General features: G+C 30.1%; 12 protein-coding genes. 3 read left to right on the forward strand and 9 right to left on the reverse strand.

Annotated elements, in window-relative coordinates:
* Window positions 1-37: 37 nt before the first annotated feature.
* The 3 genes from KPL54_RS09840 to KPL54_RS09850 all read right to left on the reverse strand — a co-directional run bounded on the left by KPL54_RS09840 (window position 38) and on the right by KPL54_RS09850 (window position 3,273).
* Complete coding sequence (locus tag KPL54_RS09840) at window positions 38-1,144, reverse strand: DEAD/DEAH box helicase (protein ID WP_216106413.1); 1,107 nt, start codon at window positions 1,142-1,144, stop codon at window positions 38-40.
* 283 nt (window positions 1,145-1,427) lie between these two features.
* Complete coding sequence (locus KPL54_RS09845; protein WP_216106414.1) at window positions 1,428-2,114, reverse strand: ABC transporter ATP-binding protein; 687 nt, start codon at window positions 2,112-2,114, stop codon at window positions 1,428-1,430.
* Entirely contained in the window at window positions 2,107-3,273 is a 1,167-nt protein-coding gene (locus KPL54_RS09850) for an ABC transporter permease (protein WP_216106415.1), read from the reverse strand. Before KPL54_RS09850 ends, KPL54_RS09845 begins: the two co-directional genes overlap by 8 nt.
* Window positions 3,274-3,581: 308 nt before the next feature.
* Between KPL54_RS09850 and KPL54_RS09855 the strand changes: the two genes are divergently transcribed.
* On the forward strand, window positions 3,582-4,289 hold the full coding sequence (locus KPL54_RS09855) for a tetratricopeptide repeat protein (RefSeq protein ID WP_216106416.1): 708 nt from the start codon (window positions 3,582-3,584) through the stop codon (window positions 4,287-4,289).
* Between the two features lie 125 nt (window positions 4,290-4,414).
* On the opposite strand, the gene KPL54_RS09860 is transcribed toward KPL54_RS09855, so the two are convergent.
* From KPL54_RS09860 to KPL54_RS09870, 3 genes are all read right to left on the reverse strand, one after another.
* Window positions 4,415-7,666, reverse strand: a complete 3,252-nt coding sequence (locus KPL54_RS09860; RefSeq protein ID WP_216106417.1) for a DEAD/DEAH box helicase — start codon at window positions 7,664-7,666, stop codon at window positions 4,415-4,417.
* 92 nt (window positions 7,667-7,758) lie between these two features.
* Window positions 7,759-10,911 (reverse strand): insulinase family protein, encoded by a 3,153-nt coding sequence (locus KPL54_RS09865; RefSeq protein WP_216106418.1) that lies wholly within the window; start codon window positions 10,909-10,911, stop codon window positions 7,759-7,761.
* 224 nt (window positions 10,912-11,135) lie between these two features.
* On the reverse strand, window positions 11,136-12,062 hold the full coding sequence (locus KPL54_RS09870; RefSeq protein WP_216106419.1) for a VgrG-related protein: 927 nt from the start codon (window positions 12,060-12,062) through the stop codon (window positions 11,136-11,138).
* 272 nt (window positions 12,063-12,334) lie between these two features.
* Here KPL54_RS09870 and KPL54_RS09875 point away from each other — a divergent pair, with 272 nt between their 5' ends.
* Window positions 12,335-12,667, forward strand: coding sequence for a helix-turn-helix domain-containing protein (locus tag KPL54_RS09875; RefSeq protein WP_268038112.1), 333 nt, complete (start codon window positions 12,335-12,337; stop codon window positions 12,665-12,667).
* Window positions 12,668-12,812: 145 nt separating this feature from the next.
* On the opposite strand, the gene KPL54_RS09880 is transcribed toward KPL54_RS09875, so the two are convergent.
* On the reverse strand, window positions 12,813-13,205 hold the full coding sequence (locus tag KPL54_RS09880; RefSeq protein WP_216106420.1) for a hypothetical protein: 393 nt from the start codon (window positions 13,203-13,205) through the stop codon (window positions 12,813-12,815).
* Between the two features lie 308 nt (window positions 13,206-13,513).
* On the opposite strand from KPL54_RS09880, the gene KPL54_RS09885 reads away from it, so the two are divergent.
* Entirely contained in the window at window positions 13,514-14,092 is a 579-nt protein-coding gene (locus KPL54_RS09885; RefSeq protein ID WP_216106421.1) for an NUDIX hydrolase, read from the forward strand.
* A gap of 108 nt (window positions 14,093-14,200) precedes the next feature.
* Here KPL54_RS09885 and KPL54_RS09890 read toward each other — a convergent pair whose 3' ends face one another.
* Window positions 14,201-15,880 carry a [FeFe] hydrogenase, group A gene (locus KPL54_RS09890; RefSeq protein ID WP_375372985.1) on the reverse strand — a complete coding sequence of 560 codons (1,680 nt, stop codon included), beginning with the start codon at window positions 15,878-15,880 and terminating at the stop codon, window positions 14,201-14,203.
* A gap of 4 nt (window positions 15,881-15,884) precedes the next feature.
* A complete protein-coding gene (gene nuoF, locus KPL54_RS09895) occupies window positions 15,885-17,759 on the reverse strand; it encodes an NADH-quinone oxidoreductase subunit NuoF (RefSeq protein ID WP_216106423.1) in 1,875 nt (624 codons plus the stop codon).
* Window position 17,760: the final 1 nt, after the last annotated feature.

Raw genomic sequence — 17,760 nt, forward strand, 5'->3', positions numbered from 1 at the left:
AAGTGCTTTATTATATCATTTACTTTTTAATTATCTACTACAATATTTTTCTAGGAATTGGACTTTTTAATTTTCTTTCTATTGCATCTAAAAGAAATTTGTCCTTTGGTGCTGAAAATAAATATGTATATCCATCCTCGCCAGCTCTACCAGTTCTACCAATACGGTGAATATAACTCTCAGCAGTTTCTGGCATATCGTAATTATACACATGATCTACTCCGTTTATATCAAGGCCTCTAGCCGCAACATCTGTGGCAATCAAATATTGTATATCGCATTTTTTAAAGTCTCTCATTATTTTTTCTCTCTTTGCTTGTGTTATATCAGAATGAAGCTTCTTGCAATTATACCCTTTTTTATAAAGTGCTACCTCAAGATCATCAACTCTTCTTTTCGTTCTACAGAATATGATAGCCATAAAAGGATTATCCTCGTCTATTACCTTACATAAATCTTCTTGTTTTTTTCTGTCAGTAGTCTCTATTAAAAATTGCTTAATATTCTTAAGCGTCGCCTCTTCTTTTTTAATAATTACTTCTATAGGATCATTCATATACTTATATGCCATTTTTTTAACATCTGAGCTCATAGTTGCTGAAAAACATAAAGTCTGCCTATTTTTAGGTGTCTCCATTAAAATGTTCTCAATGTCATTTTTAAACCCCATAAGAAGCATCTGATCTGCCTCATCTAACACTACTGTCTTAAGTTTATCAAGATTCACAGTACCACGTCTAAGGTGATCAAGTAACCTTCCTGGTGTTGCAATGACAAGATGAATATTTCCCTTTAATTTTTTGAGTTGCGCACCAATATCCTTACCACCATAAGCTGCTAAAATATTTAAATTTTTAGCTCCTGCAATTTTCTTCGCTTCCTCAGTTATCTGAATAGCAAGTTCCCTTGTAGGTGTAACTATTAATCCTTGTATTGTATCAATATCCGCTGACATATTATCAAACATTGGCAGCAAAAATGCAAGTGTCTTTCCCGTTCCTGTTTGAGCTTCTGCTATAACATCCTTGCCATCCTTTATTAATTGAATACTCTTCTCTTGAATAGGAGTTGGCTCAGTTATTCCTTGAATTTTTATCGCACTTAAAATATCATCATTAAGCCCTAATTTTTTAAACTTTATCATTTTTATTTACCTTTCTATTTCAAAATTATTTTTATTGTTTTTTTATACAAACCATTTAATTATAACAGACATTAATTATAATAAAAAGCATTTTATAAAAATGATTTTAAGATACATTTTATAAAAATGATTTTAAGATACCTTAAAATCAAAATATGCTATGTCTAATGCAAATCCCAGTAGAATAAATTATCATTCTACCGGGATTTGTACTTTAAAACAAAAGATTTTTTTGGAATAACTAGTATTATTTTAACAGCCATTTTATATAATAAAATAAGTTCTAAGATTTATTGTCCATATTAATTCTTCCATCTTTTATTTCAATTATTCTATCAGTTTTTTGTGCTATCCTTAGGTCATGTGTAATAATTATAAAAGTAGTCTTAAATTTTTGGTTAATATCTTTAAGTATATTATAAATGTTCTCCGTTGACTCGGAATCTAGGTTTCCTGTCGGCTCATCTGCAAGTATTATTTTAGGGTTATTAATTAAAGCTCTAGCAATAGCAGTTCTTTGCTGTTGTCCCCCAGACATATTTGATGCTAAATTATCCTTCACTTTATAAATTCCAACCATATCCATAAGTTCCTTGGCTCTCTCTATAATTTCTTTTGGTGGCTTTGGATTATTCATCATATATGGTATAAGCACATTCTCTATGGCAGTAAATTCTGGTAACAAATAATGAAATTGAAAGATAAATCCCATAGTCTTATTTCGAAGCGCAGCTAAAGCATTTTTATTCATGCTATCTGTTCTTTGGTTATTTATATAAACCTCTCCGCTAGTTGGTTTATCTAATGTACCTATAATATTTAATAGAGTAGTTTTACCACTTCCTGATTGCCCTATAATTGAATTAAAAGACCCTTCTTCAAAACTTAAGTTTGCATCAAACAAAACTTGAGTCTTAACAGTTGACCCATAAATTTTATTTACATTTTTTAATGTAATAATATTAGCCATTCTTAATCACCTCAATTGGTTCTAATTTTGATGAGTTTCTTGCTGGTATAAAAGCAGCTATCGATGCTGAAAGCACTGCTATCACCCCTGATATTGCAATAAACTTATAATCTAAATAAAGCGCTATTATTGGTGTCCCATCAGGATTCAAGGCAAAACTCGTAAATCCTACCATAAGCGTAATCCCGAGTGTTATTCCGAGTATCGCCCCAGCTACTCCTAGTAAAACCCCTTCAAACAAGAAAATTTTACTAGCATCTCTATCTTTTATTCCTATAGCTTTAAGAATTCCAATTTGTTTAGATTTCTGAACAACTGTCACTGCGAGTACACTTGCTATTCCAAGAGTTACAGAGATAAGTACAAACACCTGTATCATTAAGCTAGAGACGCTTTGCCCATTAAGTCCACCAAGTAATTCTTCATTTTGGTCTTTCCAATTTTCAACTCCTATATTTTTATCAGACAATTTTGCTTTTATTTTTATTGCAATTTCATCGGCCTTAAAAACATCTTTTGAATTCAACTGCATTTCTATAGAAGTTATCTTATTTTCAAAACCAAATAACTCCTGTGAAGTTTTAATGCTTGTTAGAACCCATGATTTATTTATATTTGCTACTTTTAAATCATAAAAACCAGTTACTACAGCTTCTTTAGTAATCCCCTCTGAAGTAACTAAAGAAATTTTATCTTTTATTTTTAAATTTAACTCTTCTTGTAAGTTTTTTCCTATTAGTACCTCATATGGGTTCTTTGGAATATTACCCTTATATATTTTAGATTTTATGTTATACAAGTCCTTATCATCGGTTAAATTTAAACCCCTTATAATTATTGGATCAGTTTTATCACTATATTTGATAAATGCAGGTGAATCAACAGCAGGTGATACTTTTTCTATTCTACTATCCGTCTCTTTTACTTTAGTTATCTTTTGTTCCCAATTTTCTATGGTTTTATCATCTTTATTAGATGATATGGTTATTTGAGAAGAATTTCCTATAGTTTTATCTATTAGACTCTTTTGTAATCCTTGTATAAGCGAACCAATAAAAATTTGCACTGAAACACCAATAGCTATACCTATAACTATTAGAAATGTTTGTCCCTTACTAGACTTTAAAAATCGTACAGCAATTTTAAATGATAAATTCATTCTTTTTTCTCCTCTTTTAATTTTCAAGTTAAAAATTTTACACTTTATTGTCAATATAACCATAAAACTACATTTTATATTTTTTTATTTTAAGTTTTATCATGTTACTTGCCATATTTACATGTTATCTTTAATCATATAATATTTTTAGTTATATAATAATCATAATTATACAATACTATATATTTTATAATTTGTAAATATTAATTTTTTAAATAAACTTAATTATAAAATAGCAGTCATATGTATACCATTTTTTTTTGTGTCAATAATTATAATGTGATATTACAATTGAAAGGAGCATTTTAATGAAAAGTATTATTAAATTAATAAGTGATGAAACTTTAGTTAAACAATATATAGAAAAAGGCAAAGGTCTATTTAATGATGGAGAGATTGATAAAGCATTTAGAAATTATAATAAGGCAATTTTACTAGATAATAAATATTCTCTAGCGTATTTTGTTAAAGCTGACGCTTTTCTAGAACTATATGAAGCTGATGAAGCTGAAAAATGTATAAAAGAATATCTTAAATTAGTTCCGAATGACCCAACCGCTTACTGGAAATTAATTTATATAAACGATTTAACAGGAGACTTTGATAAATGCGTTCACTATTGTGAAAAACTTCTTGAAGACGATAATCAAAATGCTCTCATCTATTTAAAAAAAGGAGAGTTCTTAACTATTCTCAATCGTTTAAAAGAAGCATTAGAATGCTTTAATCTTTGCCTTAAATTAAGCCCTGATTTTTACGACGCTCTATGTGGTAAAGCTAGCGTGCTACTCTCACTATCAAATAAAGAAGAGGCCCTTAAACTGTATAATAGGGCCATCTTCCTTGACAATACTAAGAGCATTGCCTATTTTGGGGCTTCTGAAGTGTGCGTAGTTATGGAAAATAATGAAAGTGCTTTATTATTTGCAGAGAAAGCATATGAAATAGAACCCAAAAATGAATGGTATAAATGTCATTATACCGTATTAAAAAATATGTATTTAGATATTAAATAAAAAATTGCTCCTACTTAATAAGCAGGAGCAATTTGTTTGTTTCTTTTATATCATTATTTATAACCATAATCTCACCTCAATTTATTGTGAGCATTAGTTCATTTCATTATACAATATATTTACAATTACTCCTTCATCTCAAATAAACCATATATTTCATCATCACTTAGTGTTGCAAATCCTTCGCCACTAGCCATTTCATCTCCCATAAGCTCTGATATGAGTTTTTTCTTTTCTTCTTGAAGTAACAGAATTTTTTCCTCAATTGTACCTTTGGCTATAATCTTTATAACACTCACCACATTTTTTTGTCCTATTCTATGAGCTCTATCGGTAGCTTGTTCTTCCACAGCTGGGTTCCACCAAGGATCAAAATGGATTACTACATCTGCTGAAGTTAAATTTAGTCCCGTTCCTCCAGCCTTTAAGCTAATTAAGAATACGGGATCTTCTCCATCATTAAAAGTTTCTACCAAATCCATTCTCTTTTTAGACGGAACAGAACCATCCAAATAACTAAAAGTAATTCCCTCTAACCTAAGCCTCTTTTGTATATTCTTAAGTACAGATGTAAATTGAGAAAAAACAAGTACTTTATGCTGCTCATCTACGCACTTATGAAGATGTTCTACAAGAGCTTCTATTTTTGCGCTACCTCCACTATAATCATTTAATAATACAGCTGGATCTAAACATAATTGTCTTAACTTTGTAATATACGAGAGTATCTCTATTTTACTATTTTTAAACTCATCGTTTTTCACCTTGTTTTTAATAAGCTCCATTGCATGATTTGCATAGGTCTTATAGACTTTTTTCTGCTGATGCTCTAAATTAACCATTAATGTTTTTTCTATTTTATCAGGTAATTCCTTCAAAACATCTTTCTTTCGCCTTCTTAAAATAAAAGGTTTTATAAGCCTATTTAAGTCCTCTAGTACCTCTGGATTTGCCTTAAGTTTCTTATGATATCTTACACTAAACATTTTTTCATCGTATAAGTATCCTGGCATTATAAAATCAAATATAGACCATAAATCCATAACTGAATTTTCTATTGGCGTACCCGATAGTGCAAATTTTGTCTTTGCCACTATCTCCTTAATTGCTATCGCATTTTGAGAATGTGGATTTTTAATATTTTGTGCTTCATCTATTATGCAATAATCGACCTCTAATGGTGCGTAGTTTTCTAAATCCCTTTTCAATAAATTATATGTAGTTATAATTACATCAAATTTATCTATGTTTTTTATTACCTCGACTCTCTCATCCTTAGGTCCACTAATTGCCGCCACATTTAATGTAGGTGCAAACTTTTCAAACTCACTTATCCAATTGTATATAAGGGATGTTGGTGCTACAATTAAACTCTTACTCCCCTTATTTGATAATATAAAAGCAATCGCTTGAATAGTTTTACCAAGACCCATTTCATCTCCGAGTATTCCACCAAATCCTAAATAATCTAATGTTTTAAACCAATTGTACCCAATCTTTTGATATTTTCTTAATGTACCTTTTAAATCATCTGGCTCTTTGAAACTTAGTTTTTCAATATTCTTAAGTTTATCATGTACTTCTTCTAGCTCTTTTTTGCCTTTTATATACCTAATATTATTATCTTCTAAATAATTATCTAAAAAAACACCTTTTCCTTTTGATATTTCAATATGATTGTCAAAGCTGTTAGGTGGCGTAATAACATCTAAAAGCTTTAAGAATTTATTAAGTTCTAACTCCTCCAAATCAAGATACTCACCATTTTTGAGTTTGTAATACTTAATGTTATTTCTAAATGCACGTAATATATTAATAGTTTCCTTTGGCTCTATATCGCCTATTTTAAAATCCATTTCGAAGTAATTATATTTCCCACTTTTAACATTTCCACTTATTGCTTTAGTCCCTAATGATTTTATACCCTTAAAATTTTGAGAATAATATACTTCTCCCATTTCTTGAAGTACACCTATATCGCTCTTAAAAAATTTGAATATGTAGTCTTCTCCTCTTAAAAAATAAAATTTGTTCTTTATCTTCTCAAATCCCAAGTTCTTTAAAACAGTTATAACCTGATTCTCTTTTTTAGAATCCCTATATATGATCTTTTCATCACAATCCTCAAAAACATTAAACTCAAATGTTCCATATTTAACCCTTAATGTTAGGGTAATATCTTTTCCTACCTGATCAAAATAGAAACTAATTTGACATTTTGCCATTATTATTTTATCCTTAATAGCTTTCGATAAAACAACACTAGGTGATAAGGAATTTAGATTTGGAATTAACCGTCTTAATATGGTCTCTTCCTCAAGACTATCCATAGTTACAACCTTTGCCTCATTAAAAATTTGTAGATATGGATTTATTTTATAACAAAACTCATAATCAGGAAGATATATAATGCTACCATACAAAAAAACATCATTTTTAGATCCTAAAGGAACTGGCATTCCACTTGATGACTTTAGAACATAAGTGTCTTTAATTAATTTTAAATCAAAATCTAACGGTGGAGATTCATATAAAATCTCTGTATCAACAGGTCTATAAAAAAAGCCATCATTTAAATAAACCCTATGCTTAGTTATAACTTCAAAAAATTCTCTTGTTAAATACTGAGGTATTTTTATGTTTTTTCCATCTACATATCGTTCTTCACTTCTGCGTGCATTTCTTTGTTCTCCCTCTATAGTCTTTACCATTTCAATAAAATCAATAATCCTTTTATCTTTAGTACTTAGTTTTTGATTTTTGATATTAAATGTAAAATTTTTACTATAGCTTATAGGAATATTATTATAACATGCTAATATAAAATGGTTAATGTCCTTTAAAACATAAAGATTACTTGAAGTCATAGAACTTAACCCTATCTTAAATTCCGCAGTAAGGTCGCTGGTCCACTGATTTTTATTTATATAGACTTCTATTTTAGTCTCATCCTTTTGTTTTTCATCCCCTAAAAGCATAGATAATATATTGCTTTTACTCTTATATATACTTGGTTTCTCTACATCATCTTCTCTTAAAAGAGGGTGCCTTGATAAATCCTCTAATGCTTTATAAAATGTTGCAACTAAATGTTTACAACAATAATTTTCTTTTTTAAACTCATTATTTTCAAAATCAGCACAGCTACAGAAAGTAGAAAATATACTTCTTCTGCCTGCATCCATTTCGATTTTTGTGTGATATTCATTAAAAAGTTTCTCTGAAATCACATTACCATCGATACATATTAGTTTATCTTCGTTTGTAATATCTATCGAAGAAACTAAATCATTACTAAGGACTCTTTGCCCTTTAGCTCCATTTTTACCGCTTGTTCCTTCATTGAATATTTGTAATATCATATCTTCATTCAACATATTTTCTCCCTAAATAAATTTTATAATCCTCTAATTATACCATAAATTCGAAAAGAACATAAAATCTTCATTCTATGTTCTTTTCTAAAGGACTACTTAGTTTTTTTAATAGGAACTATGATTTTATCAAATAAGTTTTTGTTACTATTTATTTTAGTTTCACTTCCTACAACGCAATGTAAATTCTGTTTTATTACTACATCTAGAAGACCGGCTAAATCTCTTATATCGCTGGCTTTAGTTGCTAAAACCTCGTCACGTATTTTTTGAATATCCTTTTGAGTAGTTCCTGAGAAATACATATTATCCCCTAATATGCCTTTAGCATAAGGGCCTTTCAAATAATCCATGTTTCCTATAGTTCCTATTATATAATTAGTCATTTCCTTATCATCTGCATTAAATTCTTTTAAAAATTTTACTACCCCATCAAAAGTATCTAATGTCTCCTTTAAGTTTGGGTCACGATAAGAATAAAATAATACCTCATCTTTCGTAAAATTAATGGAGCCACCATAAGCACCACCTTTTACTCTAAGTTCCTTCCATAAATAATCACTATTTAAAATATTTTCAAGAACCTTCATATGTCCATTATAAGTATACCCTGATTTTGTAAAATCTCCAGCCTTAACCACATATTGAACTTGAGATGGAATTACAAAGGCTTCGTTTTTACTTGAAAAATCAAATTTGTAGATTTGCTTAGTGAATTTCTTATCATTAATTGTTTCTTTAAATTTATTAAAATTATAAATGAATTTTTCATAATTCTTCTCGTCTCCTGTGTAACTTACAACTAATCCTTTCTTATTAAATACAATATTACTAACATCGCTTAAATTTGTTGTCATTTCATCAAACCGTGATTCATAGTTATCATCTAAATCACAAATAAAATCATAATATGGAATACTATTCAAATCTTTATATTTACCACTATTAGATAAATAAGACAATGTACGATTTATTGCAAGAGTGTTTCCTTGATTAACAAACATCGACTCATAATTTACTCTCAATGTTTTAATTAAAGCTTTCATACGTGGCTTATCGTTAAACACACTATGATTCATTATCTCACTTAAAAGATCCAAAGCTTCTGGCAATGTACTATTAAGCGAATTTGCACAAATACTAATTTTGGGCGCATATTCATCACTATTAGTATTACTCTTAAATGCTGTTGAATTAAAGACCATGCCACCAGTATACTTCATCATTTTATTTGATATCTGCATAGGATTGTATTTTTGCGTATTAACATTTCCTAAAATACTAGCTAGTAATTTTAAATATAACACCTTATTTTGAGGCACATTTGAGCTATCAAAATATAAATTATAATAAGATATGCCATTAGTAAACATTGGATGGCTTAATACTTTTGTACCTTGCTCTATTTTTTCTATTGTTGGAATTTCTTCTTCTTTTAGTTTTATATCTCTGCGAGTCAGCGTTGGTACTTTTGATAAATTTTCTTTTGAATCCGCTGTCCCCTGCCACTCTTTTAATTCCTCTGTATCTTTTTTAATTGATGTCAATTGAGTTTGTGATAGTGATTTTTTGTAGGCAGCTAACTTCTTCTTTAGCGCTTCTTCTTTGATCTCATTTAATCCATTTGATGGCTTTAACACAACCAATGAATTATGTTCATTATCTAATAAATATTTTTGTACTAGTTTTTCAAAATACTTATCTGATAATTGGGCTTTTATTTTTTTTAGAGAAGGTGTAATTTCCAAATACTCTGTTGGATTAATATCATAATTCCAGGAATTCAAAGCAGTTAACATGTAATTCATTCCTCTATTTGCATCTGAATTTTGAGTGCGCAAACTTAATTCTAAAGCACTTAATACCGAATTTACAGTTTCTTTATCAAAACCATCTTTCACAACTTGCTTTAATGCATCATCCACTAAATTTTTAAATTGATGCTTTTGTGATTCATTTGCATTAGTGGCAATTATACTGAAAGTTGGTTGCAGTGTTGATGGATTAAAACTTGCATAAACATTTGCTCCAATGCCGTTATCGTGCAGTGTTTTCCTAAGAGAGGATGATTTCGTATTTAAAAGTATTTCTTGCAGTATTTGAAATCCTAAGATATCCTGCGCACTCGGGGTTTTATCAATCACATAGTTAGTTGATAAATAAGTCATATTTGATGTACTTGCAGTCTTCGCTACTGGATATAATGCTGTTTTTTCAACTTTTTTTTCATATTTATTTTCTAATTTAATTTTACTATCTACATTTACCATTTTTGCTTTACTAAGATACTTATCATTCATAAATTTTAATGAATTATAAATATCTAATTTTCCATATAAATATATAGAGCTGTTTGATGGAACATAATATTTTTTATAAGCCTTTATAAATTTTTCATAAGTTAAATCAGGTATATTATCCGGATTACCACCCGATTCAAATTTGTATGAATTACCATTAAAAAGCGATTGATTAATAGTATTTGATAATAATACCTGTGGTGAAGAATAACTACCTTTCATCTCATTATATACAATTCCATTATAATTTAGCTCACCAGTCTTGCTATTAACCTCATAATGCCAGCCTTCTTGTTTAAGTATTTTAGGATCCTTAATTATATTAGGAGAAAACACTGCATCTAGATATACACTCATTAAATTATTAAAATCTTTTTCATTCTTACTAGCTACTGGATACATTGTAAAATCTGGACCTGTAAAAGCATTTAAAAATGTACTTAGTGATTGCTTAGTCATAATTAAAAATGGGTCTTTAACAGGATAATTCTTTGATCCACATAAAACCGAATGTTCAATAATGTGATTAACGCCAGTATTATCATTCACTGGTGTTCTAAAGCTTATGGAGAATACCTTATTTTCATCATCATTTTGTAAATAAATTAATTTAGCTCCACTTTTATTATGCTTAAATATCATAGAAGTAGACTGTATATCTGAAAGCCATTTTTTTGATTCAAGAATAAACCCTGATATATTATCACCAACTTCGATTTCTCTCTTATCACTAATTATAGGCTTGGTATTACCAATCTTTAACTGTGACCCTTTCGTATCTGGTACAATTTGTGCTCCTAATGCGGTTCGTACACCTGGCATAACTTGCGCACTTGGTGCGACTCGCATACCTGGTATGACTTGCGCACTAGGTGCGACATTACCGAATATATTAATAAATAATGCTGTTGCAAGCAACATAGATGTTTTTTTCGTAAATTTTTTCATTTTTATTTTGTTCCCCCTCAAATATAAAATCTTCATAAAACGATTTTAATGTTATAAATAGTATGTTTTATTTGTATTTTTATATTCGAGACAATAATTGGTATATATACTATATTATTTATATTATTAAGTTTTATTCAATAATTTTATAAAATAAAAAAATCCAGCAGATCTTAACATCTACTAGATTTCCTTATATTTTACTCTCTCAAAACTTAAACAAATTATGCATTTAACATATTAAGCATATCCTGCTTTTCTCTTGTAAACCTATTGTATACGCTTTGCTTTACATCTTGTGAACTATCTCTAAAATAAACATCAACCTTTTGGCGTTCATTATATAAATCATTTATAATATTCTTATCACTATTTTTCAAATTAAGTTTTGAGAACACTGATAAAGCACCTGTAACACCATGTTGAACTACTGTAGACAGCAGACTTTCTTTTAAAGCATCACTTTTCTTGCTTACATCAAAACCATACTTTTGCTTTAATTCTAATGCTGCTACATCGTAATAATTTCCTTTTATGCTGTTTTGCTGCAATTTTAAAAATTTATCTTTATTACATAAGGCAATACTTGTCCACGTTTCATCAAAGTTCTTCCCAAATTCGTTACCATCTTTGGCTTTTGCTTCTGTTAACCTTGAATAAATTTCTTTATCTTTTATTTTTAGTGAACTTATAAATGAATCTAAAGAACCAGTCTTCGATGAAAATTGCCATGCTCCATAAGATTTCCCTCCATAATCACCTAATGTATTGCTTATTGCTGCTGGATTAAGATTAGATTCATATTTAGCCGATGTAAGCCCCAATCCATTAGAATTATTATCATTTGATAATGATCTGGTGGCATCTCTCATTTTAGCATTAAAATCATTTAATGAATTTAATGAATTTAATGAATCATTTACGCTATAGGAATTTTGATTTGATATAGCACTAGACATTAGTTGTGTCATCATCGAAGTTCCCGAACTATCCATCATTTGAATAAGCATTGTTTGAAACATGATTTTCTGATTCTCTATTTCCTTATTAACACTACTTGTGCTTGTATCCGAACTCATAGTATTGGTTTTTGTTTGTAATTTATATTGGTTCAACATGCTATTAAAAATAATATCTGAAGATAATGCCATGACTATCACCCATTTTAAATAAATTTTTTCTATATGTTTATTATCGTATACTTTAAAACAAACTTTATTCTTATAATTAAATATTTTAGAATAATAATAATTTTTTTACACATATTATAATAGATGAAAGTATTATTTAATTAGTTTCCTATTAACAAGAATATATAATAACATAAAACATAATTTGTAGGCAGTGTGCTTATTTATATATTGAAGGTTTTCATGTAATGTTAAATTGTAAGTAATTTGTAGAATTATGAAGGGTGAATAATGTGCAAAATGAAATCAATTATGTAAAAGTTGGAACTAGAATAAGGATTGAACGAGAAAAGTTTGATATGACAAGGGAAAAATTATCGGAGCTCTTAAACCTTTCACCATACTTTCTGGGGCAAATTGAAAGAGGAGAAAGACGAATGAGCATTAACACATTAATAAACATTACTGAATGTTTACATGTTTCGATAGATTACTTATTTTTTGAACGGTTAAATGTTAATACCAATAATGATGTGTTACATTCATTAATTGATAAATGTTCAGAAAAAGAAATCAAAGTAATTGAAAGCCTTATAAAATTAATAATACCACATTTAGCAAGGTGAGTGGTATTTATTACCTATGTTTCATAACATAAATAAAAAATATACTACCTACATACGTAGGATATTAGCATATTTTTTATTTATCTTTTTTCATATGTAATAATATTCAACAATTTATATTAATTAGAAATATAAATTCTTTAATCTAACTCCATTCTTTTAAAATATTTTCTACCTTAATATTGAACAAAATTCTAGAGCATGTCCCACTTAATTTTAATTTTAAAAAGTACTCATATTCTTCAAATTGTAACCCCATTTTTTCTTTGATTCTATTATTTAGAATATCATGAGTATAATCCAACTCTTCATAAGGAATATTATCTATAAGAAAAAACTCCAATTCTTCTCCCGCAACACCTTTGCTTTTAAAACTATTAGCCATCTTATTAATCATGAACCACTTTTTTATGTTTTCGTATTCATTAATCATTTTTTCTAATGACATATTATATATAGCTTCTTCTAAAAATGGCACCTCGTTAAGACAATTTACATTCATTACATTTTCTTCTACATCTCCAACAAAATAAAACATATTATTTGACCTCCATAACTTTTATATATACTTCCATATTATTCATTATAATTTTATTTTCCGTAAATATTATAACAAATCTCCATTTTATTTTCTATTAATTATTAAAACCATTAAATAAACAATTTCACTTTTATAACATCATTTCTCATTTTTGTTCCATTGTTATTTCCATTTTAAAGTGCTACTATTAATTTATGTATACATATGAATAAGAACTTAACATTAATAAAATCTAAGAAGTCACTTTTGAATCTTTTTTATATAGATACTTGTTTATAAAATAAAATATGATAGGATATGAAATAATGAGTATGAAAAATATTACAACACTAGCAGATACACAATATTTAAAACTCTACGATGCAGAATATATTAATAAAAATGGGGAATGCAAAAATTGGTCAATAGCTTCTAGAAAAAACATAGATACATTAAAAAATATCTATTTTAATAAAGCAGAGTGCGCTATAGATGCTGTAATAATAATAGCAACTCACACCTTTGAAAATAAATTAGTAATTATAAAACAATTTAGAGTCCCTCTTAATGATTATGTTTATGAAATACCTGCTGGGCTTATTGATCCTGGTGAAGATTTTAAAACTACTGTTGCTCGAGAACTAAAGGAAGAAACTGGGCTTGATTTGATCCAAATCGATTATTCTAAGACAAAATCACAGGCTTACATTTCAACCGGTATGACAGATGAATCCGCTGCACTCGTGTATTGTACTTGCCAAGGTATAATATCAAAAGATTATCTAGAACCTGATGAAGATATTGAGGTTATACTTTTATCCAAGGCAGAGGCTAAAATTTTAATTGATTCTAATAAGAAAATAGACATTAAGGCTTTTCTTTCAATACAAAACTTTATCGCTTAGTTGAATCTAAATCACAATTTATGCTTTCCTCATGAAGTGTTTATAAAACTTTATATTTATAATAAAACAAATCCATCAGAATATTATTTATTCTGATGGATTTGTTCTTTATTTATATTCTACATGTAATAACTTGTGAACCTTATCTTTTAACAAACCTTTATACAATGTGTCCATCAGAGGATTTTCCTCTGATCGCCTTATAACATTCATTCTGTCTGCTTCATATAATAAAGCACCACGTTTTAATTTTCCCTTTGATTTTACAAATGGTTGTCCTGCACCACCAATACATCCTCCAGGACACGCCATAACTTCAACAAAATCATACTGGACAGTTCCTGCCTGTATTTTTTTCACAAGTTCATCAGCATTTTTAAGTCCACTTACAACAGCTACATTTATTAAACGTCCACCAACTGTAATACTTGTTTCTTTAACTCCCTCCATTCCTCTTACCCCAGTGAAAGCAAGAGCACGTAGTGCAGAAGGTGATTTATCCTCTATTACAAGGCGTAAAACAGCCTCAGTTACCCCACCTGTTACTCCAAATATAACTCCAGCTCCACTACTGACACCAAATGGCATATCAACTGCTTCAGGCAATACCTCCGAAAAAACAATACCTGACTCTTTTATCATTTTAATAAGCTCTTGCGTAGTTATTACATAATCTACATTATTAACCCCATTCTCTCTAAATTCATCTCTTTGTGATTCAAATTTTTTTGCTGTACAAGGCATTATTGCCACATGTACAATTTTCTTATTTGATTCCTTATACTGCTCTTTAATTACAGATGCAAACATCTGCATAGGTGAACGACATGTAGAAATATTTTTAATTAAACTAGGATAATTATTTTCAACATAATTTACCCAAGCAGGACAACATGATGTAAATAATGGTAATTTTTCATTCCTTTCAATTCTTGAAAGGAATTCTTTTGTCTCCTCAAGTACTGTAAGATCAGCTCCAGTCGATGTATCAAAAACTTCATCAACACCCATTTTCCTAAGACTGCTTACAATTTTGCCCATAACATTTGCATCATTTTTTATGCCTAATTCCTCACTAATTCCTACACGTACTGCAGGTGCAATCTGAACCACGACTAATGTTTCTAAATCACTAATATCTTTCCAAAGCCTCTGCGTATCATTTTTCACAATAATTGCACCAGTAGGACACACTGCTGCGCACTGTCCGCACCCAACGCAATTGGTCTCGGCAAGTGGTACATCAAAAGCCGTTCCTACAGTCATTTTTGAACCTCTATTAACAAAATCAATAGCTCCAACATTTTGCACTTCCTCACACATACGTACACAATCACCACATAAAATGCACTTGCTTTTATCGCGCACTATGCATACTGAAGAGTCATCTATTTTACTCTTCACGGAAGTGTTACTAAATCTTACTTTTGTTATTCCAAACTGTTTAGCAAGTTCTTGCAATTTGCACTGACCACTTTTTTCACATGTAGTACAATCTCTGCAATGCGCCGCTAATAGTAATTCAAGTATCATTTTTTTATATTTACGAAGCTTCGGGGTATTTGTATAAATCTCCATATTAGCCTTTGGAGGAGTAGAGCATGCAGCTTCCATTCCTCCCCATTTGTTTTCTACCATGCACATACGACAGGCACCATACACTGAGAGTTCCGAATAATAACATAAGGTTGGCAAATCAATGCCTGCTTTCCTAACTAACTCAAGAATGTTTTTTTCTCCATTTATCTCTACAGGAATATCATCTATAAGCATAAATTGACCAGTCATCATCTTAATCCTCCTTTATAGCTTTAAATGTGCAAGCTTCAACACAGGCACCGCACTTAATACACTTATCTTTGTCAATTGTATAGGTTGACTTTATTTTGCCTGAAATTGCATTAACTGGACAAATCCTTGAGCACTTCGAACAACCCCTGCAAAGTTCTTTATCAATAAATATGGTCTTAAGCCCAACGCAAGTTTTTGATGGACATTTCTTTTGATTTATGTGTGTTTCATACTCAGATCTGAAATTTTTAATAGTACTAACAACTGGTAATGCAGCTGTTTTTCCAAGGCCACATAATGCTGTTTGTGATATGGTATCTGCAAGTTCGAGTAACATGTCAATATCTGATGGTTTGCCCTTACCTGAAGTAATTCCCTGAAGAATTTCAAGCATTCTTTTAGTACCCTCACGGCAAGGAATACATTTTCCACAAGATTCATTTTGAGTGAATGTCATAAAAAATTTTGCAACTTCAACCATGCATGTATCCTCATCCATAACCACAAGTCCACCTGAGCCTATCATTGCTCCCACTTTTTTTAATGAATCAAAATCAAGCCTTAAATCAAGATCTGATGTTATAAGGCATCCCCCCGATGGGCCACCTATCTGGACAGCCTTAAATTTCTTGCCACCCTTAATTCCCCCACCTATTCCAAATATTATTTCTCTTAACGTCGATCCCATTGGAACCTCAATAAGCCCTGTGTTTTCAATATTTCCAGTTAAAGCAAACGCCTTTGTACCAGGGCTATTTTCAGGTCCTATAGATTTATACCATTTTGCTCCTTTAATAATAATTAAAGGAACATTAGCAAATGTTTCTACATTATTAAGTACTGTTGGTTTAGCAAAAAGTCCTTGCTCAACTGTCCTTGGAGGTTTTACTCTTGGCATGCCTCTTTTCCCTTCAATTGAAGCTGTAAGTGCGCTCCCCTCTCCACAGACAAAAGCACCGGCCCCTTTGTTTATTTTGATATTAAAGCTAAAGCTTGTACCAAGAATATTATCACCTAAAATACCATAACTTCTTGCCTGACTAATAGCATTTTTAAGTCTATTTACAGCAAGAGGATATTCAGCCCGCACATAAATATATCCTTCATGAGACCCACACGCGATAGCCGCAATCATCATACCTTCAAGTACTCTATGTGGATCTCCCTCCATAAGACTTCTATCCATAAACGCACCCGGATCACCTTCATCACCGTTACATACAATATATTTTATATCGGTTTTCTGTTTTTTTACCTGTGACCACTTACGGCCTGTAGGAAATCCACCGCCTCCACGTCCTCTTAAATTAGACTCCTCTATTTCTTTAATGATACTCTCGTCATCCATATTAAATAAAGCTTTCTCAAGTGCTGTATATCCTCCTATAGCAAGATATTCTTCTATAGACGTTGCATCAATATGTCCACAATGTTCAAGTGCTAGCCTTGTTTGACTCTTATAAAAAGGAATTTCTTCTTGCTTTTTATATATTTTTCCGTTTTTAGTATATGCAAGCCTCTCAACGCACTCATTATTTAGAATAGTTTTTTCAAGTATTTCGGCGCAATCTTCCACTTTTACTTTTATATATAAATATCCCCATGGCTCAATCCTTACAAGCGGTCCCATTTCACAAAATCCATGACATCCACTCTTTTTAATTCCAACTGATTCATCATGTGGTTCCTTTTGGAGACCTAACTCACAATCTATCCCTTTATCCTTCATAAGCTTTACAAATTCATCATAAATTTCAAGTGCACCACCTGCAATGCAACCCGTACCTGCACATATAAGTATTTTTTTTTGTTGATATTTAAAACTATCAGCATATTCATTTCTGATATTAATTAAATCATTTCTACTAAGAAGCATA

Source organism: Clostridium estertheticum (assembly GCF_018861295.1).
GTDB lineage: Bacteria > Bacillota > Clostridia > Clostridiales > Clostridiaceae > Clostridium_AD > Clostridium_AD estertheticum_D.

Coding starts and splice junctions, on each gene's coding strand:
- KPL54_RS09840 (WP_216106413.1), bottom strand. CDS start 1,144: ATGATAAAGTTTAAAAAATTAGGGCTTAATGATGATATTTTAAGTGCG.
- KPL54_RS09845 (WP_216106414.1), bottom strand. CDS start 2,114: ATGGCTAATATTATTACATTAAAAAATGTAAATAAAATTTATGGGTCA.
- KPL54_RS09850 (WP_216106415.1), bottom strand. CDS start 3,273: ATGAATTTATCATTTAAAATTGCTGTACGATTTTTAAAGTCTAGTAAG.
- KPL54_RS09855 (WP_216106416.1), top strand. CDS start 3,582: ATGAAAAGTATTATTAAATTAATAAGTGATGAAACTTTAGTTAAACAA.
- KPL54_RS09860 (WP_216106417.1), bottom strand. CDS start 7,666: ATGTTGAATGAAGATATGATATTACAAATATTCAATGAAGGAACAAGC.
- KPL54_RS09865 (WP_216106418.1), bottom strand. CDS start 10,911: ATGAAAAAATTTACGAAAAAAACATCTATGTTGCTTGCAACAGCATTA.
- KPL54_RS09870 (WP_216106419.1), bottom strand. CDS start 12,062: ATGGCATTATCTTCAGATATTATTTTTAATAGCATGTTGAACCAATAT.
- KPL54_RS09880 (WP_216106420.1), bottom strand. CDS start 13,205: ATGTTTTATTTTGTTGGAGATGTAGAAGAAAATGTAATGAATGTAAAT.
- KPL54_RS09885 (WP_216106421.1), top strand. CDS start 13,514: ATGAGTATGAAAAATATTACAACACTAGCAGATACACAATATTTAAAA.
- KPL54_RS09890 (WP_375372985.1), bottom strand. CDS start 15,880: ATGACTGGTCAATTTATGCTTATAGATGATATTCCTGTAGAGATAAAT.
- nuoF (WP_216106423.1), bottom strand. CDS start 17,759: ATGCTTCTTAGTAGAAATGATTTAATTAATATCAGAAATGAATATGCT.